This window comes from Bradyrhizobium sp. USDA 4473 (genome assembly GCF_054063335.1).
This window is the reverse complement of record NZ_JBSSGE010000001.1, coordinates 3,252,686-3,276,635: the sequence shown is the minus strand read 5'-3', so window position 1 is coordinate 3,276,635 and position 23,950 is coordinate 3,252,686. Positions and strand designations below refer to the sequence as shown.

At 59.0% G+C, this 23,950-nt stretch carries 23 protein-coding genes and 2 pseudogenes; 7 read left to right on the top strand and 18 right to left on the bottom strand.

The features are described from left to right. The first annotated feature begins 11 nt into the window (after positions 1–11). The 4 genes from modC (at position 12) to ACVW17_RS15410 (ending at position 3,343) form a co-directional block, all read left to right on the top strand. Complete coding sequence (modC, locus tag ACVW17_RS15425; protein WP_456797407.1) at positions 12–1,208, top strand: molybdenum ABC transporter ATP-binding protein; 1,197 nt, start codon at positions 12–14, stop codon at positions 1,206–1,208. Beyond that, positions 1,192–1,863 (top strand): DUF2478 domain-containing protein, encoded by a 672-nt coding sequence (locus tag ACVW17_RS15420; protein ID WP_456797406.1) that lies wholly within the window; start codon positions 1,192–1,194, stop codon positions 1,861–1,863. The genes modC and ACVW17_RS15420 overlap by 17 nt, the downstream gene beginning before the upstream one ends. 370 nt (positions 1,864–2,233) lie before the next feature. Beyond that, positions 2,234–2,788: a peroxiredoxin gene (locus tag ACVW17_RS15415; RefSeq protein ID WP_456752535.1), complete on the top strand. Its 555-nt coding sequence runs from the start codon at positions 2,234–2,236 to the stop codon at positions 2,786–2,788. 6 nt (positions 2,789–2,794) lie between these two features. Then, entirely contained in the window at positions 2,795–3,343 is a 549-nt protein-coding gene (locus ACVW17_RS15410) for a carboxymuconolactone decarboxylase family protein (protein WP_456797405.1), read from the top strand. A gap of 221 nt (positions 3,344–3,564) precedes the next feature. Here the strand turns inward: ACVW17_RS15410 and ACVW17_RS15405 are convergent, their stop codons facing one another. The 7 genes from ACVW17_RS15405 to nifH all read right to left on the bottom strand — a co-directional run bounded on the left by ACVW17_RS15405 (position 3,565) and on the right by nifH (position 11,109). Next, the gene (locus ACVW17_RS15405) at positions 3,565–3,861 is read right to left on the bottom strand and encodes a ferredoxin family protein (RefSeq protein WP_456797404.1); all 297 of its coding nucleotides are present in this window, start codon (positions 3,859–3,861) and stop codon (positions 3,565–3,567) included. Between the two features lie 39 nt (positions 3,862–3,900). Beyond that, positions 3,901–5,208 carry an FAD-dependent monooxygenase gene (locus ACVW17_RS15400; RefSeq protein WP_456797403.1) on the bottom strand — a complete coding sequence of 436 codons (1,308 nt, stop codon included), beginning with the start codon at positions 5,206–5,208 and terminating at the stop codon, positions 3,901–3,903. 13 nt (positions 5,209–5,221) lie between these two features. Then, positions 5,222–6,328, bottom strand: coding sequence for an electron transfer flavoprotein subunit alpha/FixB family protein (locus tag ACVW17_RS15395; protein ID WP_456797402.1), 1,107 nt, complete (start codon positions 6,326–6,328; stop codon positions 5,222–5,224). Positions 6,329–7,275: 947 nt separating this feature from the next. Beyond that, positions 7,276–7,590, bottom strand: coding sequence for a nitrogenase stabilizing/protective protein NifW (gene nifW / locus ACVW17_RS15390; RefSeq protein WP_456798958.1), 315 nt, complete (start codon positions 7,588–7,590; stop codon positions 7,276–7,278). Between the two features lie 212 nt (positions 7,591–7,802). Then, positions 7,803–8,990, bottom strand: a complete 1,188-nt coding sequence (gene nifV / locus ACVW17_RS15385; RefSeq protein WP_456798957.1) for a homocitrate synthase — start codon at positions 8,988–8,990, stop codon at positions 7,803–7,805. A 369-nt stretch (positions 8,991–9,359) separates the two neighbouring features. Beyond that, complete coding sequence (locus ACVW17_RS15380; RefSeq protein ID WP_456797401.1) at positions 9,360–10,076, bottom strand: nitrogen fixation protein NifQ; 717 nt, start codon at positions 10,074–10,076, stop codon at positions 9,360–9,362. A gap of 148 nt (positions 10,077–10,224) precedes the next feature. Continuing rightward, positions 10,225–11,109: a nitrogenase iron protein gene (nifH, locus tag ACVW17_RS15375; RefSeq protein WP_456798956.1), complete on the bottom strand. Its 885-nt coding sequence runs from the start codon at positions 11,107–11,109 to the stop codon at positions 10,225–10,227. An 846-nt stretch (positions 11,110–11,955) separates the two neighbouring features. Between nifH and ACVW17_RS15370 the strand changes: the two are divergent. Together ACVW17_RS15370 and ACVW17_RS15365 are read left to right on the top strand one after the other, a co-directional pair. Continuing rightward, positions 11,956–12,358 (top strand): annotated as a pseudogene (locus tag ACVW17_RS15370) (ArsC/Spx/MgsR family protein). Positions 12,359–12,837: 479 nt separating this feature from the next. After that, positions 12,838–13,569: an OmpW/AlkL family protein gene (locus ACVW17_RS15365; RefSeq protein ID WP_456797400.1), complete on the top strand. Its 732-nt coding sequence runs from the start codon at positions 12,838–12,840 to the stop codon at positions 13,567–13,569. 532 nt (positions 13,570–14,101) lie between these two features. Here ACVW17_RS15365 and ACVW17_RS15360 read toward each other — a convergent pair. Next, positions 14,102–14,449: a (2Fe-2S) ferredoxin domain-containing protein gene (locus ACVW17_RS15360; protein WP_057018214.1), complete on the bottom strand. Its 348-nt coding sequence runs from the start codon at positions 14,447–14,449 to the stop codon at positions 14,102–14,104. Positions 14,450–14,641: 192 nt separating this feature from the next. Here ACVW17_RS15360 and ACVW17_RS15355 point away from each other — a divergent pair, with 192 nt between their 5' ends. Beyond that, positions 14,642–14,983 carry a hypothetical protein gene (locus ACVW17_RS15355; RefSeq protein WP_456797399.1) on the top strand — a complete coding sequence of 114 codons (342 nt, stop codon included), beginning with the start codon at positions 14,642–14,644 and terminating at the stop codon, positions 14,981–14,983. 401 nt (positions 14,984–15,384) lie between these two features. Here ACVW17_RS15355 and ACVW17_RS15350 read toward each other — a convergent pair whose 3' ends face one another. From ACVW17_RS15350 to nifS, 10 genes and pseudogenes are all read right to left on the bottom strand, one after another. Further along, positions 15,385–15,846, bottom strand: a complete 462-nt coding sequence (locus tag ACVW17_RS15350; RefSeq protein ID WP_456798955.1) for a Rieske (2Fe-2S) protein — start codon at positions 15,844–15,846, stop codon at positions 15,385–15,387. Between the two features lie 499 nt (positions 15,847–16,345). Next, positions 16,346–17,548: a DegT/DnrJ/EryC1/StrS family aminotransferase gene (locus tag ACVW17_RS15345; RefSeq protein ID WP_456797398.1), complete on the bottom strand. Its 1,203-nt coding sequence runs from the start codon at positions 17,546–17,548 to the stop codon at positions 16,346–16,348. After that, entirely contained in the window at positions 17,545–17,814 is a 270-nt protein-coding gene (locus ACVW17_RS15340; protein ID WP_456797397.1) for a hypothetical protein, read from the bottom strand. The genes ACVW17_RS15345 and ACVW17_RS15340 overlap by 4 nt, the downstream gene beginning before the upstream one ends. A gap of 34 nt (positions 17,815–17,848) precedes the next feature. Then, the gene (locus tag ACVW17_RS15335; protein ID WP_456798954.1) at positions 17,849–18,208 is read right to left on the bottom strand and encodes a DUF3024 domain-containing protein; all 360 of its coding nucleotides are present in this window, start codon (positions 18,206–18,208) and stop codon (positions 17,849–17,851) included. A gap of 248 nt (positions 18,209–18,456) precedes the next feature. Next, positions 18,457–18,777, bottom strand: a complete 321-nt coding sequence (locus ACVW17_RS15330; protein WP_456797396.1) for a nitrogen fixation protein NifZ — start codon at positions 18,775–18,777, stop codon at positions 18,457–18,459. A gap of 527 nt (positions 18,778–19,304) precedes the next feature. Next, complete coding sequence (locus ACVW17_RS15325; protein ID WP_456797395.1) at positions 19,305–19,535, bottom strand: 4Fe-4S binding protein; 231 nt, start codon at positions 19,533–19,535, stop codon at positions 19,305–19,307. A 9-nt stretch (positions 19,536–19,544) separates the two neighbouring features. Next, a complete protein-coding gene (gene nifB / locus ACVW17_RS15320) occupies positions 19,545–21,104 on the bottom strand; it encodes a nitrogenase cofactor biosynthesis protein NifB (RefSeq protein WP_456797394.1) in 1,560 nt (519 codons plus the stop codon). 350 nt (positions 21,105–21,454) lie between these two features. Next, positions 21,455–22,319, bottom strand: a pseudogene (locus ACVW17_RS15315) (SIR2 family NAD-dependent protein deacylase). Beyond that, the gene (nifT, locus tag ACVW17_RS15310) at positions 22,316–22,540 is read right to left on the bottom strand and encodes a putative nitrogen fixation protein NifT (RefSeq protein ID WP_069277625.1); all 225 of its coding nucleotides are present in this window, start codon (positions 22,538–22,540) and stop codon (positions 22,316–22,318) included. The pseudogene ACVW17_RS15315 and the gene nifT overlap by 4 nt, the downstream one beginning before the upstream one ends. Next, complete coding sequence (nifS, locus tag ACVW17_RS15305; protein ID WP_456797393.1) at positions 22,537–23,730, bottom strand: cysteine desulfurase NifS; 1,194 nt, start codon at positions 23,728–23,730, stop codon at positions 22,537–22,539. The genes nifT and nifS overlap by 4 nt, the downstream gene beginning before the upstream one ends. Positions 23,731–23,950: the final 220 nt, after the last annotated feature.

The window sequence follows — 23,950 nt, the reverse complement described above, 5'->3', positions numbered from 1 at the left end:
GGCGCGGGCACGTGAGAGAAGCAAAACCGGGCTACATAGAAGTCGCCTTCAACGGCGCTATCGCAGGGATCCCGCTGGATGCGCAATTCAGCGCTCCGGCCAACGGTGTCACGGCCGTCTTCGGTCCTCCAGGGTGCGGCAAGACCACACTCGCGCGTTGCATTGCGGGCATCCAGCGTCTGCCGAGTGGATTCTGCGGCGTCGATGGTGAAATTTGGCAGGACGAGACAACGTTTCGGCCGCCCCATCTTCGTCCCGTCGCATACGTATTCCAGCGACCAATTCTTTTCTCTCATTTGTCCGTCAAGCGCACCCTTTTGTACAACGCGTCAAAATCGAAAGCGTCACTAATTGATTTTAATGGCGTCGTCGAATTGCTCGACCTGGCACCGCTGCTTGACCGTGCGCCATCACATCTTTCTGGCGCCGAGCGACAGCGACTTGCGCTGGGCAGCGCTCTGTTGTCCCAGCCTCGGCTACTTCTCTTGGACGACCCGCTCATTGTGCTCGACCGACCCGCCAAGCGTGAGGTACTGCCGTTTATCGAGCGCATTCGTGAAGAGCTCACGTTGCCGATGATCTATATATGCCACGACATGGCTGACATCGAGCGCTTTGCCGACTATCTCGTCATGATGAAAGATGGCATTGTGACCGCGTCTGGGCCGCTGCATGTCGTCCAGAGCGATCCAGCGCTTGCTGCTCGAGGTGAAGCGGTTGTCTGCGTCGACACCGTGGTCGGCGGCTATGACGGGCGTTATGGGCTGATCATCCTCCGCCTCAAAGGTGCGCGTCTATTGATACCAGGACCACCGCTCAGACCGGGCGCGCGGCTAAGGCTGCGGATCGCAGCCGGCGATGTCAGCATTGCGCGCGAACCACCGCGCGCAAGTTCGATCCTCAACGTTTTTCCGGCACGCATCAAAGCCTCTCTGCCGTTCGACGAAGCTGAGGTGACGTTGGTTCTGGCGCTCGAAACTGGCCGCTCGGGCGTGCCGCTTTTGGCCCGCATCACGCGCCGCTCCTTTGATGAGCTACGGCTTGGCATTGGAACGGACGTGTTCGCCGAGGTCGCCCGGGCCTCGCCGGTCGCGCCCCCCGAACGATTGCTCACAACACCATCTACGCCAGTACGAGACGTTCGACGGCTAGGCGCCGACACGAGGGACGAACAGAAATTGGGACACGGCCATGATCGACCATCTTGACGATATCGATCCGAATGATGTGGCGGCGATTTTCTGCCAACCGGAAGATGACGTTGATAAGCTGCTTGCCGATTTCGCCCAGGATCTCGCGCGGCAAGGCGTGCGCGTCGGCGGCATCGTCCAGCGCCACTTGAAGGACGCAAACGGCACGCACGCTATGCTCGCAGTCGACGTTGCGACTGGGCAAGAGATGTCGATTTCCCAGCCACTTGGTAGCGGAGCTATGTCCTGTCGGCTCGATGTGCATGGACTGGCCGAGGCCGCCGCTATCGTTTCCCGGGCGCTACGCGACGGAGTCGATCTCCTCGTAATCAGCAAATTCGCCCAACAAGAAGCTGGTGGCTGCGGTCTACGCGCTGAATTTGTCAATGCAATCGCCTCGGGCGTGCCGCTTCTGACAGCCGTTCCAAGGAAATGCCTTGCCGACTGGCGAACTTTTACCGGTGATATTGGCACGCTGCTACTTTGCGATCCTTTAGCCGTAGAAGAATGGTGGCGCGACACGCGCATGGCGCGCAGCCGTGCCTATAGTCCCAGCTGGGGCTACTTGGGGACGATGATCCCAGAAAGCTTGATGACGGCTGCGAGAATATCGCCGACGTTGCCTCCGAAATCACCGGCCCGGCTCCTTCGCGGGCAACCAAAGGAGCCCTAGCTTCGGCTTCCGTTTCACACGGCATCCATATGCCCCGTGAGGGCGCCGAGGATCCATTCTCGGTCGGCAAGCAGCCGTTTTCCAACCAGCGGTTCAATCGCTGGTCGAGGATTCTGGCCGCTAATTTTGGACTGCGGCAGCCAAACCGTTACATAGGTGGCGACTCACCGACTTTCAAGCGATCGAGCATTGCGCATCCAAGCCGCATGATTCGAGGTGGATGTGATCACCGTCGGACCTCAAGATCAAATGCCTGCAGCCAAGCCGCTCGTGAGCTTAGTTGCGACAATCGGATCTTGAGAACGGATGGCATATAGCTTGCTTCACCAGCGGCGGCACAACTTACGCAAAGCAAACTTGTGAGGTCAGTATGCTCGGAATTGGAAGTCAGTTGCCGCCGTTCGAAATCACAGGCGTGAAGCCCGGATTTCAGGCGCAGGAAGAAGAAGGACACAGCGCGTTCGAGACGTTGACCGAAGCGAGCTTCCCAGAAAAATGGAAGGTCATCTTTTTCTACCCCAAGGATTTTACGTTCGTCTGTCCGACCGAGATCGCCGAGTTCGGCCGACTATCCAAGGAATTCGCCGATCGCGATGCTGTGGTACTGGGCGGCTCGACTGACAACGAGTTCTGCAAGCTCGCCTGGCGGCGCTCCCATGCAGACCTGCACAACCTGCCGATTTGGCAGTTTGCCGACACAAAAGGGACCTTGGTCGATGGCCTCGGCGTGCGTTCGCCCGAGGGCGTCGCCTATCGCTACACCTTTATCGTCGACCCCGGCAACACAATCCAACACGTCTATGCGACCAATCTCAATGTTGGGCGCAGCCCCAAGGACACGCTCCGCGTTCTGGACGCACTGCAAACTGACGAACTCTGTCCCTGCAACCGCGAAGTCGGCGGCGAAACCCTGAAGGTTGCATGAGGCAGCATGTCGTCGATTGAACGGTTGAATGAGACGATTCCCGATTTCGCCAAGGACGTCAGGCTTAACCTGGCGTCCTTGATAGCCGATGATACGCTGTCGCCGCAGCGACAATACGGCTTGCTACTGGCGAGCGCGATTGCCACTCGCAATGCAGACCTGATTGCCGCGATCGAAACGGCAGCCGCCGGCGTGATGACGCCCGCGGCGATCACGGCCGCGAAATCCGCGGCCTCTGTGATGGCGATGAACAATGTCTACTACCGATTCGTTCACCTCGCGTCCAACCCGGAATATAAGGCCATGCCGCCGCGATTGCGGATGAACGTGATCGGCAATCCTGGCGTGGATAAGTCCGATTTCGAGCTGTGGTCGCTCGCGGTCTCGGCCATAAATGGCTGCGGTGCCTGTATCGACGCTCACGAGAAAACGCTGCGGGCTGAGGGCGTCAGTTCCGGAGTGATCCAAACTGCTGTGCGCTTTGCCGCGATTGTGCAATCAGTGGCGGTTGCGATCGAGGCCGCCGGGCACGCCCTGTCCGAGCCGACGGGCTGATTCCTTTGCCGCCATAGGATCGACACCGCTAATGGCGCCATTCCAGTGCGGCACGACCAATTCCTCGGCATCCCAAGCGAGCATCCTCAGGCTCCGTCTTGCGGGCGCTCCTCCGTTGCCTCGTTTGAATCTTACCTTGAGTGCAGACGAGCCAGAATGCGCCACAAAGCCGGTGAGACCCTCCGTGTGATGGCGATCTCACCGCAGCTTTTCTTGCACTCTCACCCAAACTTGAACAGCACGCCGTAGCCACCGCGCGGATGGCTCCATTTGATGTCGCCGGTGGGCTCAGCGATCACGCGGCAGGTGCCGCACTCGATGCAACCATCGACGGTTATCTCAACTTGCCCGTTGTCGTTGAGCTCGTAGCATCGCGCAGGGCAGGCGTTCAAAAGTGCAACTAGCTGCGGCGACGGCGTCGTGTGCGCGCGCACGGTGACGTGAGGGCGACCGACATCGACAAGATAGCGGTTGTAGTACAGCTTGTCTTCGACGCGCACTGAGGGCTCGACATTCATACTTTGACCTTCCATTGCCGGATTTCACACTGTTGCCGGTCAGCGCCAGGCCCTGGCAAAGCGGCACGCATCTCCGAACAGACCTGTCCATGACCGCGCCTTGACGAAGGATTTCAGGGTCGCCTTCTCCTTCTCGACTTTCGGTGTACCGTCGACACGTACAAAGTTCTGCATCGCCTTGGAGATAAGCTGCGGATAGGTAAGAAAGAAGTTTTGCGAATGGGTATGCATCAGCGTCGGCATGTCTTTGTACTTCTTGAGATCCTTGATGACGAAGGACTCGTCCAGCATCGTCTTGTAGAGCGACAGATTCTTTGCGGTCATCGGCTCGCGGCGCGATTTCACCTGGGCGATCGCTTCGGCCGCGATGCGGCCTGAGGTCATCGCCAGATTGGAGCCTTCGCGATGAATAGCATTGTTGAGCTGTGCCGCGTCCCCCACCACCACCCACCCCTCACCGTAGAGCTGCGGGATTGCTTTGTACCCGCCTTCGGGAATGAGATGCGCCGCATATTCCTTGACTTCGGAACCCGCGATCAGCGGCGCCACGGACGGATGCTGCTTGAAATGATCGAGCATGCCGTAGGGTGTCTGGCCGGTGCGCTGGAAATCGGCGACGAGGCAGCCGATGCCCAGCGAAATGCACTCCTTGTTGGCATAGATGAAACCCATTCCGGTCATGCCGCGGGAAATGGTGCCGGCAGCCTCGATCACGACGCCTTCGTCGCCCTTGAGATTGAAACGCGCCTCAATCGTCTCGCGGGGCAAGAAGTGCATTTCCTTCACTGCGAGCGCAACATTATCGGGCGTCGGCCGCGGGCGCAGCCCCGCCCGCGTCCCGAGGAGACCATTGACCCCTTCGGCCAGCACCACGACGTCGGCGTGTATTTCGCCGTCGCGGCGATCCGTGCGAACTCCGACGATCCTCTCATGGTCGTTTCGTACGAGCTCGGTGACTGTCGTCTCGCAGAGTACGGTCGCGCCAGCCTCCCGCACTTTCGAGGAGAACCATTTGTCAAACTGCGCGCGTATGATCGTGTATCGGTTCGGCCGCGCCTCGTTGAAGTCATCCGAGCGGTAGTGCATACCGACATGAGAGCGATCGTCCATCATCCAGAACCGCTGTTCGACCAGATGCCGTTCGAGCGGCGCCTCCTCGCGAAACTCGGGGATCAGCTTTTCCATCATGTCGGCATAGAGGATCGCGCCCTGCACATTCTTCGATCCGGAATATTCGCCCCGCTCGAGCTGCAGCACTTTCATGCCGCGCTTGGCCATGGTCAACGCCGCCGCGTTGCCGGCCATACCGGCCCCGACTATGATCGCATCGAACCTCTCTTCAATCATCACATCATCTCCTCTAGACCGCGAGCCGGGCGCGCGAATTCGGCAAGAGCCTGGCGCGAAACGCGGCCGTCAACGACGGGAGCAACTGCATGGCATCACTGACGATCGCGACATGAGCGAAATCGAAGATCGGCGCGTCCTTGTCGGTATTGATCGCGACGATCAGGTCCGCTCCCTCCACGCCGACCCTGTGCTGGATCGCGCCGGAAATGCCGGCGGCAATATAGAGCTTGGGGCGGATAGTCTTGCCGGTCTGGCCGATCTGCCGGTCAGACGTCACCCATCCCTTTTGCACCAGAGGACGCGAGCAGCCGTACTCGGCGCCAAGAAGAGTTGCTAGCTCGCGCACCAGCCGAAAATTCTCGGCCGATCCCAGTCCCAAGCCGCCGGCGACGACGACATCTGCGTAAGCCAGATTTGACGTTTCGGAATCGCGATCGGGAATGAACGTCAGTACTTTCGTGACGATATCGTCTTCGACAAGACCGAGCGGATGGATGATGATACGAGCGGCGTCGCGCACGACACGCTCCGGCATCGGCATCACGCGCGGACGGACGGTTGCCATCTGCGGACGGTAATTCAAGGTATAAATCGTGCAGAGCAGCGAGCCGCCAAAGGTCGGACGCGTCGCCGCAAGCGAGCCATCGGCGTCGACGTCGAGCGCGGTGCAGTCGGCGGTGAGCCCCGTCGACAAGGTCGTCGCCACGGAACCTGCAAGGTCACGACCGAGCGTCGTCGCGCCCAACAGCAAGATTTCAGGCTTGTAGGTGTTGACGAGTTCGGTTAGCGCTTTGGTATAGGACTCATTTCGGTAATCCGACAAAACATTATCGCTCACGAGATAGGCCAAATCGGCGCCATAGCAAAAGGATTCGAGTGCGGCGTTACGCGTCGGCTGCCCCTCCGGTCCAATAACGACCGCGGCGAGGTTCACCTTCAGCCTGTCGGCAAGTCTGCGCCCCGCCCCCATGAGCTCCCAGGAGACCGGATGCACGTGGCCACGCTCCTGCTCGACGAAAACCCAGACATGCTTGTAGGCCTTAAAGTGCTCCGGCAGTTCCTTTTTGGCCGCCGCGCGGCCGGCCGCCGGCGCGGCCGTTTTGGTGACATTGCTCATGTTTTGAATTTCCCTCAATAGTGCGCGCGCCCGCGCCACAGGATTCGGTTGGCTGAAGATCACTTTTGCTCAGCAGATGGCCGGCTGATCGGCGGTCCCGCCTGCTTGGTGCGGCCCGACCGCACGACGAGAGGCGTCATCCGGGCCGAACGTGCAGAGCGAGCCAGATTCCGAGAGGGCCCAGAGACAAGCTTCCTGCGCGCTTCGTTCGACAAGCGCCAGCGAGGCGGCCAGGCCGCTGCGATCACGCTGGTTGGCCCTCTCCATGTTTGAGTACGCGGTTCAACTTGCTTCGCAAGGGCAGCACCTCGCTTTCGGTCTAGCGCTCCATATCGGCTGTAACGCCCCGGGTGATCTTGCCACCGCGCGATCATGCGATGAGTGCTCGGCCGCCAGCGCCGATGACCCGCGTGGGCCGACGTTGTCCGCTCTTTCTGGCGCATGTTGCTATCAGCTATGGGACAGACGTAGATTCGCGCACAAGCGGGCACCCGCCTGATGCCGACGAAGATGTGCATAGGCTTGCCAAGTGAAACGTGGACGGGCGACCTACCCGGTGGCCGCCCTCCCGGGCCCGATAGTGGCTTTAATCGAATTAAAGACCCTCTGGCATGGCACTGCGCGAGCGGGAGCCACGAGATGATACCGCACAACTCGGTGGGCAGTAGACGCAACGTGAAAGGTCTTCCTTCAGATCTCATTTCGGACGGCTACCATTTTTTGCACCGATGACCGGATCAACACGACAACAGCAAGTGTCGTACCAGTTGCAAGAACCAAGTAAATCACGCGAACCCAATGGCTTATGAGGCACTTGGAACGGCTGCCAATCCCCAGGACACGACCAGTTCGGACATGGGTCGGGAATACGACAGCGCCGCGCGGGTCCTGGCGGAGAGAGTTGATGGAAGGAGACGAAGCCTGCACAAGGAGCCGTCAGCGCAAGATCACTTCAACTCACTCAATGGAATAAAGGCCGTCGGCTTGCCACGGTCTGAGACGGCATCCTTCAGAACCTTGAACACCCGTTGCTCGATTGGCGACGATGATACGAAGTCGGCATAGGCCTGCTCCAGCATCGCTTTGCAACGAGCCCTGATGTCAAGCTCTGCGACACCGGCGAATTGCTCATCGGCAAAATATTGTCCCATGCGCTTTAGGATGTGAAGGCGTGCGACATCGACGATCATGGGGTCGTAATCGACGCCCAGCAGTGAAAAGAACTCTTCCGCCGACGAAGCCTTGCTGAGCCGATCCAGGATACCGGTTCTCTGGGTGCGTGTTACTCATCGAAAAAGTCTCCTTCGAATCAGCGGGTGGACGGTCGCGAAACGGCGGCAGAGCCTGGTCATCGTAGAGGATGCCCCCCCTCGGGCAACATGCGGAGCCAGGCCAGCCTTGCCCCCGATCAACGATTCCGTCCTCGCGCACTTGGCTTTTGAATAGTCTCCCAGACGTTGCTTGGCAGGGCTGGTCACGCCGGGTGGGTCGCCGAGCATCTGCACACATCGCGCCAGATCGCCACCACGGTTTCGCGCTCGACGGGTAGCTTGTGCTCGACGGCATGCTTGCGCGCTTGCGAAAGGATCTGTCTGGCCTGATCGGTGCTGGCGACGAGCTGCAACTCTTTGAGCAACGCGGTGATCGCCGACAGCCCGGAATGCTTGCCGATCACAAAACGGTTGCGGCGCCCAAGCAGAACCGGATCAAGCGACTGGTAGGTGCGTTGATCCTTTAAAAGGCCATCCACATGAATGCCCGATTCATGCGTAAACACATGCTCTCCGACGATGGCCTTGTTCAGAGGAATCGCGCGTGCGGCTGCGGCTGCAACCACCGCAGCGACGTTCTCGAGCTCCGACAGTATGACGCCAGTCTCGCGGCCATAGAGCTGCTTGAGCGCGACCGCGACCTCCTCGAGCGGTGCATTTCCGGCCCGCTCGCCGAGGCCGATAACGGTTACCGAGGCGTGGCTCGCACCCGCCTTGATGGCGGAGAGCGTATTGGCCGTGGCGAGACCAAGATCATCGTGACCATGAAACTCGAGTTCGAGATCCGTGGCCGCACGCAAATTTCCAACCAGCGCGAAGGTTGTGTCCGGGTCGAGCACACTGAGCGTATCGGCGATACGAAATCTACGCGCTCCCGCCTCTTTTGCCGCTGCTACCAGTCTGATGAGAAAATCGATGTCGGCGCGGGAGGAGTCCTCGCCGCCAACGGCGACCTCAAGTCCCTGCTCACGGGCGTAACCTACTACTCGCTTCACTTGTTCCAGCGCCAGTTCGCGACAACCGCCAAGCTTGGCCGCGATCTGCACATCGGAACTCGGGATCGACATATTGACCATGGACACCTTCGCTTCGATCGCGGCATCGATGTCCGCTTGCCGCATCCGGCACCAGCTTATGGTGGTCAGCGGAAGCTCCGCTTCGACGATTGCGCGGATGGCGGCGATCTCCTCGTTGCCCATCGCGGGCGTTCCCGCCTCGATCTCCGTCACGCCCGCCCGCGCCAAAGCCTGCGCGATCGCCAGCTTTTCCTCCGTGGTGAACGCAACACCAGGCGCCTGCTCACCGTCGCGTAATGTCGTGTCGTTGAGCACGGTCGGCCTGACACGCGCTTGCTCGGACCAAGCCGGTTTGGCGGCGGTGGTGGCGGCTATCACGAAAGGGGCTCCTCATTGTGTTGGACTACATACGCTTCAGCAACCCGCATGCCAGCCCGCCATCCTTGACAACCCGTTGAAAATGATGCGCTCTTCTTTTCGGCTAACCTCCTTTCGCGATTGCATTGTCGCAAACGCGACAGGTTCACGAAGCGGACGCCTCACCTTGCCTCTTGCCTCGCCGAACTCGAATGTCGACGCGATTGCACAACGGGATGCGGAAAACGTTGCGAAGGCCCGGTGGCTCGACATCGCATTGCGCGTCCGCATCGAATGGCGTTAGCGGCGTCCTCCAGCTCCCGCGAAGTTCGCCGAGCCCGCGACGCGCTATCAGATGACCGGGAGATCGAGGATCCCTGCGGCAAGTCAAATAGGCCAGTCGCCGCTGACGACCGGGCGAGCTGCCTGCAACAGAAGGTCGCGCCGGCGCACGGCCATCCGGCTCTCGCCGCTTTCTTCGCCAAAGCAGAGATCGAAGTCGTCACATTGCGTGCACACGGGGGTTGTGCACATGACCAGGCCTTCATCCTCGCATAGCGAGCGGTAAAAGAAGCGCTTCCAGCGCATATTGTTGATATTGCGTGCGGCGAGGGGCGCGAAGTGGCGGCTTAGTAGCCGCGAGAGTTCGCCACGATTGCGCAATCCGAGATCTTCCCACAAGTGGTCTGGCTCGATGGAGCGGCGGGCGATCATCGCGGCCAGCCAGCCGCCGATATGCCCTTCCGTCGAGCGTTGCTTCAGCAAGAGATCGCGCAACATTGAGATTTCGTCATTTTCAACGCAATTGGACGCCAGGAGGCGCTCCGAGATCTTGACCTCAACCGACGGAAAATAGAGCCCCAGGAGAGCGGCCAGCTCGTGGCCGGACAGGCCAGCCTTCTCGGGAAGCGCGCCACCATCCATCGAGGCGGCCGCCAGGATTGACGCCAGGACATGGCAATCGAAATTGCTGTCGGTGGCAATGTCGGCCTCTTCAGGAGGCACGCCAATAAGCGCTCGGTAGGTTGTAATTCCTCGCTGCACATCGCTGCTCGCATCGACAGCGCAAGCAGTCATAAACGGAAGGAAGTGCATTTCGGGCATGATGTTTTGGGCTCTCGCAGCGGTCACGTTTGCCCCGCCCCGTTCTGGCTGGTCGGGTGCCGTCAGAATGCCGGTCTCCTGGATGGGGGTGAGGAGACCGGCATCCGTCGCGCGCCTTCGCAAGGCCGCGACCCGCGACCTGCGACCCTTACGAGGCCGCGAGTTCGGCGGCGGTCTTGCCAATGATGGATTCGTCGACGGCCTTCATTATGCCATGCTCCATCAGCATGTCCTCAAGCTCGTCCATGGAGATCGGGGTCGGAATGATGCCCTTGCCGCCATTGTTGTGAACCTTGGTCGCAAGATTGCGATAGTGATCGGCCTGCTGCGAATCGGGCGCATACTCCAGCACCGTCATGCGCCGCAGCTCGGCATGCTGCACAACATTGTCGCGCGGCACGAAGTAGATCAGCTGAGTGCCTAACTTTTTCGCCAGCGCCTCCGCCAGTTCCAGCTCCTTATCGGTCTGCCGCTCATTACAGACCAGGCCACCCAGCCGCACGCCGCCCGAGTTGGCATATTTCAGGATGCCCTTGGAGATGTTGTTTGCGGCATACATCGCCATCATTTCACCCGACATGACGATATAGATTTCCTGCGCCTTGTTCTCGCGGATTGGCATCGCGAAGCCCCCGCAAACGACGTCGCCGAGCACGTCGTAGGAGACATAGTCGATGTTCTCGTAGGCGCCGTTCTCCTCCAGGAAATTGATCGAGGTGATGACGCCGCGGCCGGCACAGCCGACACCGGGCTCAGGACCACCGGACTCCACGCAGCGGATGTCCTTATAGCCGACCTTCATTACATCCTCGAGTTCGAGATCTTCCACGCTGCCGGCACTCGCTGCAAGGCTCAAGATCGTGTCCTGCGCCTTGGCATGCAAGATCAGTCGGGTTGAATCCGCCTTCGGATCGCATCCCACAATCAGGATTTTCTGGCCCATCTCGGCCAGTGCCGCCAACGTGTTCTGGGAAGTGGTCGACTTGCCGATGCCGCCCTTTCCGTAGAACGCGATTTGTCTCAGTGAAGACATGTAGTTCTCCATCAACCGATTTGCCAAAAGTTGCGTGCTTCCTACACGCGAGCTTGTTTCTCTTGCAGAAACGAGGCACACGGGTTCAAGGGAAGGAGCGCAACGCTCGTCTTACGCGTCGGCGTGCACCCAGCCCTCACTCAGTGTTGCTGCCGGTTAATAGCAACCGCCATGCCAACGCAATCCCCGCCCAATAAGCTTCTGATTAAGTTCTAAAAAGCCACCGTAGAGTAACCCCAAGGCGTTTTGGACCGGACAGGATCTTCGCGGCTGTCAGGAAACGAACAACGGCAACACGCATCGACTGGGAAACCGCAGCTTGGCATGACCTGATCCAATGCCCTTGAATGGAACAGGACTTGCTCCTGTTGTTGCAAGCTGGTGGTCGGCAATTTGCGGAGAATGAGATGCAGGCCGAAGTCGGAACAAGGCAAGTGGCCCGGCGAGAGTGTTCGTGGCCGAGGATGACGAAATCAATTGTACGGCGGAACCCAACTCCTGACCCAGTTAGTCAGATCGACGCATGATACCTTGCTGACAGCAAGTAACGCGCGATCGCCTACGAAATCGAAGCTAACTGAGGCCCTGTTTCGCGCTTCGCTATCCGACATAAGAGCCCGATGCTCGTTGATAAGCTGACGGCCCAATTTCTAGCTGGTTCGGATCTTGCTCGTTTGCGAGCCCCCCGGGAGATCACGGCCGTCGATCGCGCTAAGGCCGGTGCACGCACGGCGCGGCACTTAAGTCACTGACGGGTGATGGTGCGCAAAAGTGTCAAGATGTGCTTTCGGACGTAGCGGAACCGCCGCCGACCCTTCAGCTCGGCGCAGCCAAATGAGGTACACCATGGCGACAATCCTTTTTTATCAGAAGCCCGGCTGTGTCACCAATGCGCGTCAGATGCTGGCACTGAAGGCCGCTGGCCACGACCTGATAGCCAAGGATATATTGAAGGAGCCGTGGGCTGCGGAGGACTTGCGAAGCTTCTTCGGCGGTATGCCGATCGCGTCCTGGTTCAACCGAGCCTCGCATCAAGTCAGGGAACATTAATCCTGACACAATCGACGCCACGAGTGCACTCGCGGCGATGCTGGCAGATCCGCTCCTGATCAGACGACCGCTGATCGACGCCGACGGCGCAAGATGCGCCGGATTCGATCATGAATCCGTGTTCTCGCTTCTTGGTCGGGATGCGCAAGATGATCTTGAGGCGTGCTCCAACGAACAACAGGGCACGCACTGTCCATAGATGCGAGGAAACGATCGATCATACTATTATTGGGACGCCAACATCCGAACAACAATCCTCCCGCTTCCGCCCGTTTTCAGAATGGCGGTACGGTCACTGAGAACGCCGGCTTGCGTGGCTTCTTCTTAGCCAAAGCGGCCCAGACTGCTCGGCTTGAATACGATCTTTCTGTCGCCCGCTTGTGTGAAGCCGCCGCAGTTCGATCGCGTTGGTCGCACATGATGTCTTCAGCTTGAATCCGACCGGAGCTTTACGCCGAGACGCGGTTTATTGAATAGATTTGGCTCAGACAGAACATTGAACCGAATAACGACCCGGACAAGAGGACGCGAACCTTCGCAGTCGTGATCCTTATGCAACGTGGCTGCAGAATTGCGCTACGTCCGCCGCTATTTGATCAGCATCAAATCCTTCGCCGTCTGCCCTGTGTGACAGAGATCTCGCGCGACTCCTCGCGCAACTTTGGAGTGGAGAATTCGATGAGGACAACGACAATTCTGACAACGGCGTGGCTACTTGCGCTCGCGACCCCGCTGGCCAGCATCCCGGTACAGGCCGCGGACCTGGCGCGGGCCCCGATCTACTACAAAGCACCTCAGATTGAGCCCTTCAATCCGTGGATGATCCGCCTGCGCGTGCTTGGCGTTTTGCCGGATACCGCCGGAAGCTCCGTCAATGTTGCCGGAGCGCCGGCGCTGTCCTCGCCCGCCTCCGGACTATCGATCAGCGACCAAGCGGTACCGGAGCTCGATATCACCTATTTCCTCACAAATAACGTTGCCGCCGAACTCATTCTCGGCGTAACCCGTCATCACATCAGCGGCACGGGCGCGCTAAATGGTCTAGATGTCGGCAAAGCTTGGCTGTTGCCGCCAACCCTGACTTTGCAATATCACTTCACCGATTTCGGCCGGTTCAAGCCCTACATCGGCGCGGGCATCAACTACACCGTATTCTTCAACCAATTCGCGGCCAACACGTCGCTCGCTGGCTCTACCGTGACGGATTTGCACATCAGCAACAAATTTGGTGCGGCGGTCCAATTCGGCTTCGATTATATGCTTGACCGTCATTGGGGCCTCAACTTCGACGTGAAGAAATTGTGGTTGCGACCGAATTATTCGGCGACCGTAAACAATGCAATTGCTGTCACCGGCCGCGCCAATATCGACCCATGGCTCGTTAGCGGCGGCATCACTTACAAGTTCTAAAGCTAAAAACTGGTTTCCGTGAACTTCTCGGACGCGCCGCGTCGTCTGGCGCGTCTCCCCGCTGCAGTGCAGTACAAAGGCGAGAGGGACGATGTGTAAAAAGACACGTCGTCTCGCCGAAGGCCGGGATCCATTCGAAGCATTGCTCTCGCTGTGAACCGCGGATGTTGCGGAAAATGACGCAGCATAAACAGATCGAGGCAATAGCGGTCAATAAAATCCTAATCGTGTTTACCCGCTTATCGGAGCCGAGAAGTCAAACCGAAACGCCCACCGCATGAAAACGATCGCGCTTGCAACAGACTCGAGTTCAGGCACCGGCCCCGATCATGAACAGGACTCCGGTCGAGGCTTTCCTGTTACCGGATGATCCGGATCCAGGGCCATGAGACGGTCAGTAGTCCGCCGCTGCGCACGTGCTGGAAGCGTCAGGGGCGTCGGGTCATCATGAGACATGCCGAGATGCCAGCTGCTGGGCTTATAAGCTGCGCATATTGTCGACGCCCGGGCAAGCGGCGGTAAAGAGGAGCCTTTAGCTTCGCCTCAGCACCATCACGAGGCGATCGACACGTTTGCCCTGCTTGAGATGGGAGTCTACGATTTCATCAACGTCCTCAGGCGTGGTGGCGCGATACCAGACCCCGTCTGGATAGACGACCATCAAAGGACCGGAGTTACAAAAGCCAAGGCAGCCCGCCACGGTGAAACCGACATCAGTGAGACCTTGGGCTTCGATTGCCTTACCCATCCGATCCCAGAGAGCCTGCGCGCCAGAAGCGCCGCAGCTGCCGTGCGGATGATCGGGCGGACGCTGCGTATGGCAGGCAAAGACGTGATGCCGATAAAGTTGAGGAAGCTCGAATTCGGTTTCTGCGTTCATACGCCCATCCTGAAATCAACGGCTTCATTTGAAAGAGACAAGATCCGGGGCGCATCCGCCCAAAGCCTCTTCTCTTTGATCGAACGCCGCATCGACCGTGACCAATTCCCACTCGTGCTTGCGAAGACAGGCGAAATGAGCGGGCGATATATTGATGATCATCGCTGATGATCAGCGACAGATGCTTGCCGTATGAAACAACCCGCCATGATCGATTTCAGCGGCGTGACCTTCTTTGCCCGGATCACTTACGCGACCATCCAATTCCCCAAGCAAATTCCGCACCAGATACGTGGCTCTTGTTTCTCCAACAATCTCATTCTCCGCTCCCACACATCTGACAATTATGCCGAGCTTGCGACAATGTCGCCCTCCTCTGTTTCGTGCATGACAAATGTTGCATCGCGTTCGACACTCTCCCGCTTCAGCCTTTCGCAGTTCGTACGCAGCGCGCCCACGTCCCCATTAACGCTTCGACCTTGGCCGTCGCCGTCGGCTGATGCGGTGGCGGCGACCGCCAAGGCCAACGCATGAACGGGGGCTTGGCATTGCAATTGCTACGCCCGCTTCAGCGGTCGCTAAAAAATCGGGACATAAGGAAAACTCGGAACACAGGATCGTCATTCCTCAGACTAAACGGTCCTGTCAGTCTGGGCCTCCCCATTTCACGCAGCCCAGACGGTGCCCTCGGCGAAGTTGTAACAGCCGAGGGCATTTCCTTCGAAAATTCTATCCCTCGGCCGCAATGGCCCGGCTGAATCCATCCTCGCTAGTGCCGCTAAGATCGTGATTGCTGTTCGGAATCGGGCGACCCGCCAGCTTTCACCCTCTGTTCATACGCATTGACGTGGGCCTGGGCCAGTAATCGTGAGTACGATGGCTTTATTCGGCGATGCCGCCTTAAAGCGACTTGAGTAGCGGCCAAGTGACGCCTGTTAATCAGGATGGATCGTAATATCCATAGTTTCGTCGCCGTCCTCGAACGAATCGTACAACCGATCGTCCTCCAGTAACCTGACTCCGCACAGGCACAAATCACCGTCGATGATGGTGAGCGCGACCGGTTCGAGCGCTTGTCCATTGCAGGGACCTTCGATGCATAGCCCGGTGTCGATCTCAAACCTCGCACCGTGCCTGCCACATCTGAGAAAGGAGCGGTCAGAGGAGAAAAACTCGCCGGAGCCGATGTTGAGCCATAAGCTGTCATGCGGACAGCGATTGACGTACCCTAAATAGTCGCCGTTGAACGTGCGAACCACAATAATTGGAAACGGGCGGCTCTCGCCGCCTTCGTCGACTCGCGACAAGCTGAAGCCCCTGGCGCCACTTCGCTCGATGGCGTCGGCGGGACACACGGCGAACACCGGGATGTGGTCACTCAGCGGGTTGCCAATCATCCCTTTTTGCTCATCCGGGCCTCGCAGTTTCCTGCTTGAAGGCTTCCACTGTAGTCCGGGCCAGCCGAAAAGCGCCGCGGCCACGAGCGAGCGGTCGATAATTTGAGCCGGCACGGGTGTTAAGCACATCAAACCACTGGTCCGGAGTGAGTTTCGCCGGGCGCTCGCTGATTTGGATGACCCTCCCGTTCGGACCGAAGCGGACGTGAATGATGACTTGTTGCGGGTCCATTGCAAGTCCTTATTTAGCCGACTTTAAAGACCCGAGCCGAGACTGAGGATCTCAATTGCGAATAGCTTGGTTTCCAGCAGCTTCGCGCGTGGCCTCGAGCCGTGGATTTCGGACCGCGCCTCGCTAGTTTCAAGCAAGTCTTCTTCGTGCTCACGGGCCTGCCCTTAGTCGTTCGCCTTGCTCATCTGGCGCGATGAAGCAAAACTGTAAAACTACGATCATCGCTAATCAAATGCTCGTCCTTCCGTGTGGTGGATGACCCGCATCTCAGTAGATCGCTGCACCCGCGCCCACGTTGATCGACGCATCTTTCATGGTTTCGACAATAAATTCGATCTTGTCGTTCGAGAGATGGGCGTGAAACGGCAGCGCCAGGGCGCGATCGGCGATCTTTTCGGTAACCAGCAAATCGCCACGTCGATAGCCGAGGTCGAAATAGTGGCGGTGCAAGTGCAGAGGATGGCTATAGGCGACGGATTCAATTTGTGCGGCGCGCAGATCCTCGACGATGGCGTCGCGGCCGGATCGCGTGAAGCGCGTTCCTAGATGGACGAGATAGAGCAACCAGTTCACCTCGGTCACATGAGGGCCTATGTAAGGCGGCTTGATACCTTCAAATGATTGCATATGCGCGCTATAGAGCTGCTCCACCAGTCGACGACGCTCTAGGATTTCATCGAGACGATTGAGCTGCGCCAGCCCCAAGCCTGCCGTAAGATCGCTCATGCCGGCCTGGTACGGTGCTGCGGCACCGTCGATCACGGAAGAGCGCTCGTGCAGCCGGTGGGCGCGATAGCGACGCAAGCCAAACGCGAGATCGATATCGTCCGTTACTACCATTGCGCCTTCGCCACAGCTTAGGGCCAAGGGTTGGGCAAGGTCGAAAACCGCCAGATCGCCAAACCGGCCGACGAGTTCGCCCTTGTACCGCGATCCGATTGCTTCGGTGGAGTCCTCCAAAAGCGCCAGATGATGGCGCTGCGCGATCTCCCGCAGTTCCGACCACGGCGCGGGATGGCCGTTGGGATTACCCGCGACAATCGCCCGCGTGTTGGCCGTGATGCGCTCTTCGGCTTTCTCTGGGAGCAATGTTCCCGACCAATAGTCGATGTCGGCGAACACCGCTCGCGCGCCTGCAAGACCGATCGCATGGACCGTCTCGCGAAAGGAATAAGACGAGGCAATGACCTCCTGCCCTGGCCCGACGCCGAGCGCCTTGAGCGCCAGCAGCAGCCCGATGGTACCGCTCGACACCGCTATCGCATGTTTACGGCCAAGATAGACCGCAAAGGCCTGCTCGAACGCCTCGGTGACCCGCCCGTTGGAGATCTGCGGCGAGCACAGAAGCGCTTCCACGGCGGAGAGCTCAGCGAAGCTGATATCGGGATCGGACAGTGGAATGAAGGATGTCTTTGCATCCTTCCCGTCCGGGCCATCAAGTCGATGCTCTGCCAGTTCAATTCCGTTCATCCTACAGTATTCCTCTCCGCTAACACGATAGCGGTCGCCCGCTTCGGATCGGCTGTAATCTGCACGCAGTGATCCGACCCGTCGAGCAAATGCAGATCAAAACGAGGAAACTGCCGGAACGGCTGATCCGACACATCCGACGCATCGCAGCGAACGCATGCAAGTTGCGGAAAGCGGCGCCGCAGCTCGACGAAGGGGCCAGTGTCGGCGTCATCGACCGCCAGCAGCCGCTCGATTTCGATCAGTTCCTCCGCAGTGAGCGCCATCGTGACGTCTCCATGATTGGTCGACGGCAATTCGTCACTGCCAGAACAAGCGCTCGGGATCCGCGTTCAATTCGTCGATCGCTGAACCCAGTCGGTGGTAAAGGCTGTAAAACTCCCAGATTCCTTGCGCGTGGTTCTTGCAAAACACCTTCCAGATCCCGCTCACGGCATCATAAAGAATCAGCGCGACATCAATGAGGCCGCCATCCTTGTCAATATTGCGCGAGCAACAGGGACTCTCGACCAGATAGCCACCTTTCACCGGCGTCACGTTCGGCGAGACATAGAGATAGTGATTGCGCGAGCTCAAGCCGCGCTCGATCCGCTTGCGATCCAGCTCGTTTGGGTGAGGGACCAGCCCGGTCTTTGCCTTCCTCATCACCCCGGCATTCATCGCGAAAGCCCCCTCAAAGCAACGTGATTTCCTCTTGAAGACAGCCAGCGAGCCGCCGCTCACCAAAATCGACAGTATAGACCGGCACGCCCGCCTCGGTATGGATAGCGACCTTGACGATCTCGCCGGTTGCTCCAGCGCCGAGCACGAGCCCGTCGGGCTCGGTATCGGGTAACGAGCCTTCATTGATGAGGCCGACTGCGGCTTTGCCGGGCTGGCCCGCCGATACTTCGGAAAGCGGACCTCAGTCATGACACAGTCTCTTCCGGCAATGGCAGATCATCGATCTCCTCGCATGCGTCCACCGACTCAAGCTCCTTGCGCTTCATGCCAACGCGGTAACCGCTTTCAAGAAACTCGACGCCGTAGATGTAGAATTGCTGCAGGAACGTGCCGATCGAGACGACGTAACCCACCTCTCCCTTCCTGACCAGAATCTCGCCAATCTCCTTGCCACGATATGTGCCATCGTTGCGGATGGTACGATTTGCGCGCACCTTTTCGCTATAGCCGAAGACGGGCGGCCCACTGAGCTCGACGACGTCGCTGTCGCGGGCGATTTTATTCACGGACCGCTCCCTCGTGGACATGCAGGGACGCTGCCGTATCAGCGCAAGCGAGGTCTTGCATCGATTTGTCTTTATCTCCACCTGCCGATTCACCCGCGGTAATAGAGCGCGCCACTGCATGGTAGACGTGCGGGCCAAGGCACCCTATGGAACAGTTAGCGCCCCCGGCAACAGGCACTGTATGTTCTCGAACCGCACCGGGGGCGTCCAGGTCGTTCGCTGCGGCTAGCGGCCGCTCACTGGAGACACCGCGCGCTACGATGTAGCGGAAGTCGAGCGCCTCGTTGCCCATCAATCGGCCGAGCGGCCGCGGCGCGATGTGGTGCGCCACGGCGCAACTAAGCTCATAGGTATGGTCGGCCAGCATCAGCGTCACTCGGTTGCATCAAATGGAGCTCCAGCCCGGATGGCAAGGATGCGATGGCCTCGGTTCGCCGCCGCAGAAGCAGGCGCATGGCCCTGCGTCGCATTCCCGGGTCCGGTTTCGTCCATATCATCAAGCAGCGGCAGCAATCCGTTCATGAAGCTCACTCTTGGGCTGGCGCGTGGTAGCGCGGCCATGACGTGTCAATGACGCAGGTATTGTCGACCGGACAGGCAGCAACACATTGCGGCTCTTCGAAATTGCCAATGCATTCGGTGCATTTCGCCGGTTCAATGACAAAGCTCCCGGCCTTCTCCGAGATTGCAACGTTCGGGCACAATGGCTCGCAGGCCTCGCAGCTCGTACACTGCGAGGCGATGATCTTGAATGGCACACAACCTCCTCACGCCGCAGAGTTCAGGGCTCCCTGTCGAATCGAAGCATCGCCGCGCTTCACGTGCTGGATCTCACCGCTTTTCACCTGGTCGAGATAGCACCGGAACCAGGCGATCGCCGACTTCTCGATGAACTCATGCGCGTGCTGATCGACCGGCTCGATTCCAGCCTTGATCAGTTTGCTTTTCGGGCCGCCGCCGATCCTGGCCACGAAGACCGCATGGCAATCATTGATACCCCGGATGATGGTCGAAAGCCTATCCTGCTCCCCATAGCCGCCCTGGCAGTAGACGTCCACACGGCGGTGGCCGACGAATTTTGCGCCGGAAGTGGAAAGTTCGTAGATTTGGAATTCCTTTGCATGTCCAAAGTGCTCGTTGATTAATCCCGAGCCTTTGGTTGCGACTGCCACCAGAAGCGAGATCTCACTCGTCTCCCCAGCCAATTTCCCGAGTTCCTCGTTGTTGGCCGCGCCTTTGGCGGCACGCTCATCCTCTACCCGGTCTCGATAAGCCTGGCGCACATCGAGGTCATATTCGACATCCATCTCCATGACTTGGTCAGTCGTAAACTCTGCGCTGCGATCATCTCCGAGCAGACCCACAGCATCGGCCCGGCACTGACGGCAGTGGCGCATCATATTTATCTCCCCTTCACACGCATCCTGCAGCGTCTTCAATTCCCGCGCTGTCGGCCCGCGCTGACCGTTGAGGCCGAATACAGTTCCGTACTCGGGTGCAGAGATCAGCGGCATGATATTGTGAAGGAAGGCGCCTCGCGACTTCACCGCCTTGTTGACTTCGACCAGGTGATGATCGTTGATATGCGGGATCATCACAGAGTTGACCTTGCACAGGATCCCCCGTTCGCTGAGCATCTCCAGGCCTTGCAGCTGGCGATCAGTGAGTATCCTTGCCGCGTCGATGCCGATGTGGCGCCTGTGGTCGAAGAAGATCCATGGATAGATCTTGGCCCCGATTTCGGGATCGATCGTGTTGATCGTGATCGTGACATGATCAATCTTGGACTTGGCGATGACGTCAACATATTCGGGCAGGCTCAACCCATTGGTTGATAGACACAGCTTGATGTCCGGAGCCGCTTTGGCGACGAGTTCGAACGTCTTGAACGTCTTCTCTGGATTGGCCAAAGGGTCACCGGGACCGGCGATGCCAAGCACGGTCATCTGGGGAATGGTGGCCGCAACCGCAAGCACTTTCTTAACCGCCTGTTCAGGCGTGAGTTTCTCGCTCGCCACGCCCGGGCGCGATTCGTTGGCGCAGTCGTATTTGCGGTTGCAGTAATTGCACTGGATGTTGCAGGCTGGGGCCACAGCGACGTGCATGCGGGCATAGTGATGATGCGCCTCTTCGCTGTAGCAGGGATGGTTCTTCACTTTTTCCCAGATCTCGGTCGGCAGATCGCCTTGCCCCGCCCGCGAGCCACAACTCGCTTGGCCAATGTTGGACGAGGTGCGGCAGCCCTTATGCTCGGCGGCCGGCTGCGCCATCTTGTCGGCATCTACCGCAGCTTCGGCATGTATCCCGCGTCCAACGACCGCGTTCATTTTCCATTTCTCCCTGCGCGCAATCATCGGCTTCCCGGGACCGGCCCCGGGAGCCTCAAGAAGATCAGTAGCAACTCGCATGCCATAGCGGACACAATGACGTTGCAGCTATGTGCCAACGAGTTAGCGGAAGTCTCAACACCCAGGCATGCAGGACCAGCAATGATGCGGGTGTAGGAAGCGCGACAAGCGCGACAAGTACGTCGTGCTTTTAACGCAGAGCTCCACGGCTGTTGCATTCATTTACGCACCAAGCTCGCGCGCTCCGGCGCCATCTCTGTTGGCCTTGATGCGATGCGGCCCCTCACAACAGGCCAATGCGGACGGGAGGATCCGGCTTCGCAACGCCGCTAATGGGTGAGCAGTATCTCGACCGCGCGAGGCAATCCAATCACAAGCGGCATCATGCCCTGCTCGCGCAGAAAACGGAGCTCATTGCGTGAGAGCGCATCCAGATCAACGATCGCATAATGGGTGTTGGCCGATCGCTTGATGACTTGCCGGGCGTAGCTACGCAACAGTTGATCGTTAAATCGACAACCGACGAAGAGAAAGCCCTGTCCGATCCGCCTTTCCTTGATGATGTCCGGAATCGGTGGCTGGATGTCGATTTCGGTCAGCACCCCGACATAGTCGGCGTCGGAAATCAGGAAGCTATTCGCCGGCTGCACGCCGCCGTGCGGCTTATATAATACCGTCGTCCAGCTGTCCGCCACGACAGTGTCGACCTCGTGGCCAACCGAGTCATAAAAGCTATACCAGCGATTCTCACCAATGCCGACGCGGCTGATACCCTGCCACTTCGCCCCATCCATCGCGCTTATCCAGCGCCGCGCGCATCGCCCCATCATACCATGTGTCGACTATGATGGGCAGCGACAGAGACGCAAGATGATCGTGCAACCCGGTCGGCTCGACTGGCCGAGCGAAGGCCTGCGCCATCAATGCCGTCACGGTGGAGCGATGTTTGCTGATTTCGATGTGCTGGGCCGCGGCCCATGCATTGCCCTTTGCCCGCCGCGGCAGCGCAACCTTGCTGGCGAAGAACCCGGATAACGCCTCCAGTGTCGTCGGCACATCGGGTCTGGACAGTTCGGCGAGGCCAGGACCAAGATAGGGAACAACGGTCGCGGCCCTCAGCCCGGCAGCGACGTCCGCGAGAATGGCCTTGGCATCGGTCCCATTGACGAAATCGATCTGTGGGGTCGCCTTCACGGATCGTCACCGTTCTCGCCCCGCTTTTTGGCGTTGATTGTCACCGGCAGGCGGGTATCGCTCGCCATCTCCGGCAAATCGAGCACCCAGCCATTGGCTATTTTGATCCAGCCGCCCCATAGCGTCTCGTGCTCCGATTCCACAATCGGCTCTTCGAGATCCTTTTTCGGCACGTAGATCGACAGGCCCGCGTCTGGAGAGCGGCGGATCATGATCTTCACGAGTTCACCCCCCTCGACTGCGGCGTATAGTTGGTCAGACTGGCCGATTCCCGCAAGTTAGCGCGCAGGCGAGCCACGATGTCGGACAGTGCGCACACGACGTCATCGACTTCCGCAACAGACGTTTCACGCGACAGAGAAAAGCGCACCGCGCCGCGCATGCTCCGCGCCGGTACCTGCATGGCGCGCAGAACATGTGATGGTTCCATTGAGCCGGAGTTGCAAGCTGATCCGAGCGACACGGCGATGCCAGCACGATTGAGATGATGGACGATTGCTTCGCCGTCGAGATCATCGAAAGCGATATTGGCCGTGTTCATTAGCCGATTGCTGACATCGCCGAGCGCCGCGCACTCGCCATTGTGCAAGATCCCCTGCTCCAAGCGGTCTCGCAACGCACCAATGCGAACACGCTCCGGCTCGAGCCGCTCCAACGCCAGCTCCGCCGCTTTTCCAAGACCGACGATGCCGGGGATATTCTCAGTTCCGCCGCGGCGCCGACGTTCCTGTGATCCGCCCCAGATCATTGGTCGGAATTTTGTTCCTTTGCGCAGATAGAGCGCGCCGATCCCTTTCGGACCATGCAGCTTATGCGCTGAAAGCGACAGCATGTCGATTGCGCTGTCCTTTAGGTCGATACGTACCTTACCGATGGCCTGGACCGCATCTGTGTGAAACAGCGCGCCTGCCTCACGGGTCAACCCGGCTAGAAACTCCAAGGGAAAAATCGTACCGGTCTCGTTATTGGCCCACATGATCGAGGCGACCGCCGTACGGGGCCCGAGTGCGCAGCGAAACGCCTCGATGTCGAGCCGGCCGCGGGAATCTACCGGTACGATACGCGTCTTGACGCCTCGCGTCGCCAACTGCTCGACCAGCGAAAGGATGGCGGAGTGCTCAACCGATGTGGTGACGATCTCGTCGCGGTCCTCTTGGGTCGCAAGCGCCGAGAGGATGGCGGCATTATTCGCCTCGGTACCACCGGAGGTAAAAACTATCTCATGATCGTGGGTATTGCCCAACAGATCCTGCAGGCTACGGCGCGCCTGCTTCAGCGCGACCGCGACCTCGCCGCCAAAGGTATGGCTGGATGACGCATTGCCGAAATGCTCGGTGAAGAATGGCAGCATGGCTTGCACAACGGACGGATCGGTCCGCGTCGTCGCGTTGTTGTCGAGATAAATCGGCACTTGATCCCTCGCTTAATCTCACGCCTTGGCTGCGGCAGCTACCGGGATTAAGCGGACGAATTCGCAGAGCCTGTTGACAAGCCAAGCCCGAATGTCTTCAAGCGGCCTCCTCGAAAGCTTGCAGAACGCGCAGACACCAAGGCTGACCACGATCCTGCTGTGATCGATCCGGTTCAGGCGATTGTCGCAGCCTCGTTGCGGAGTGGGTCGGAAATCTTCG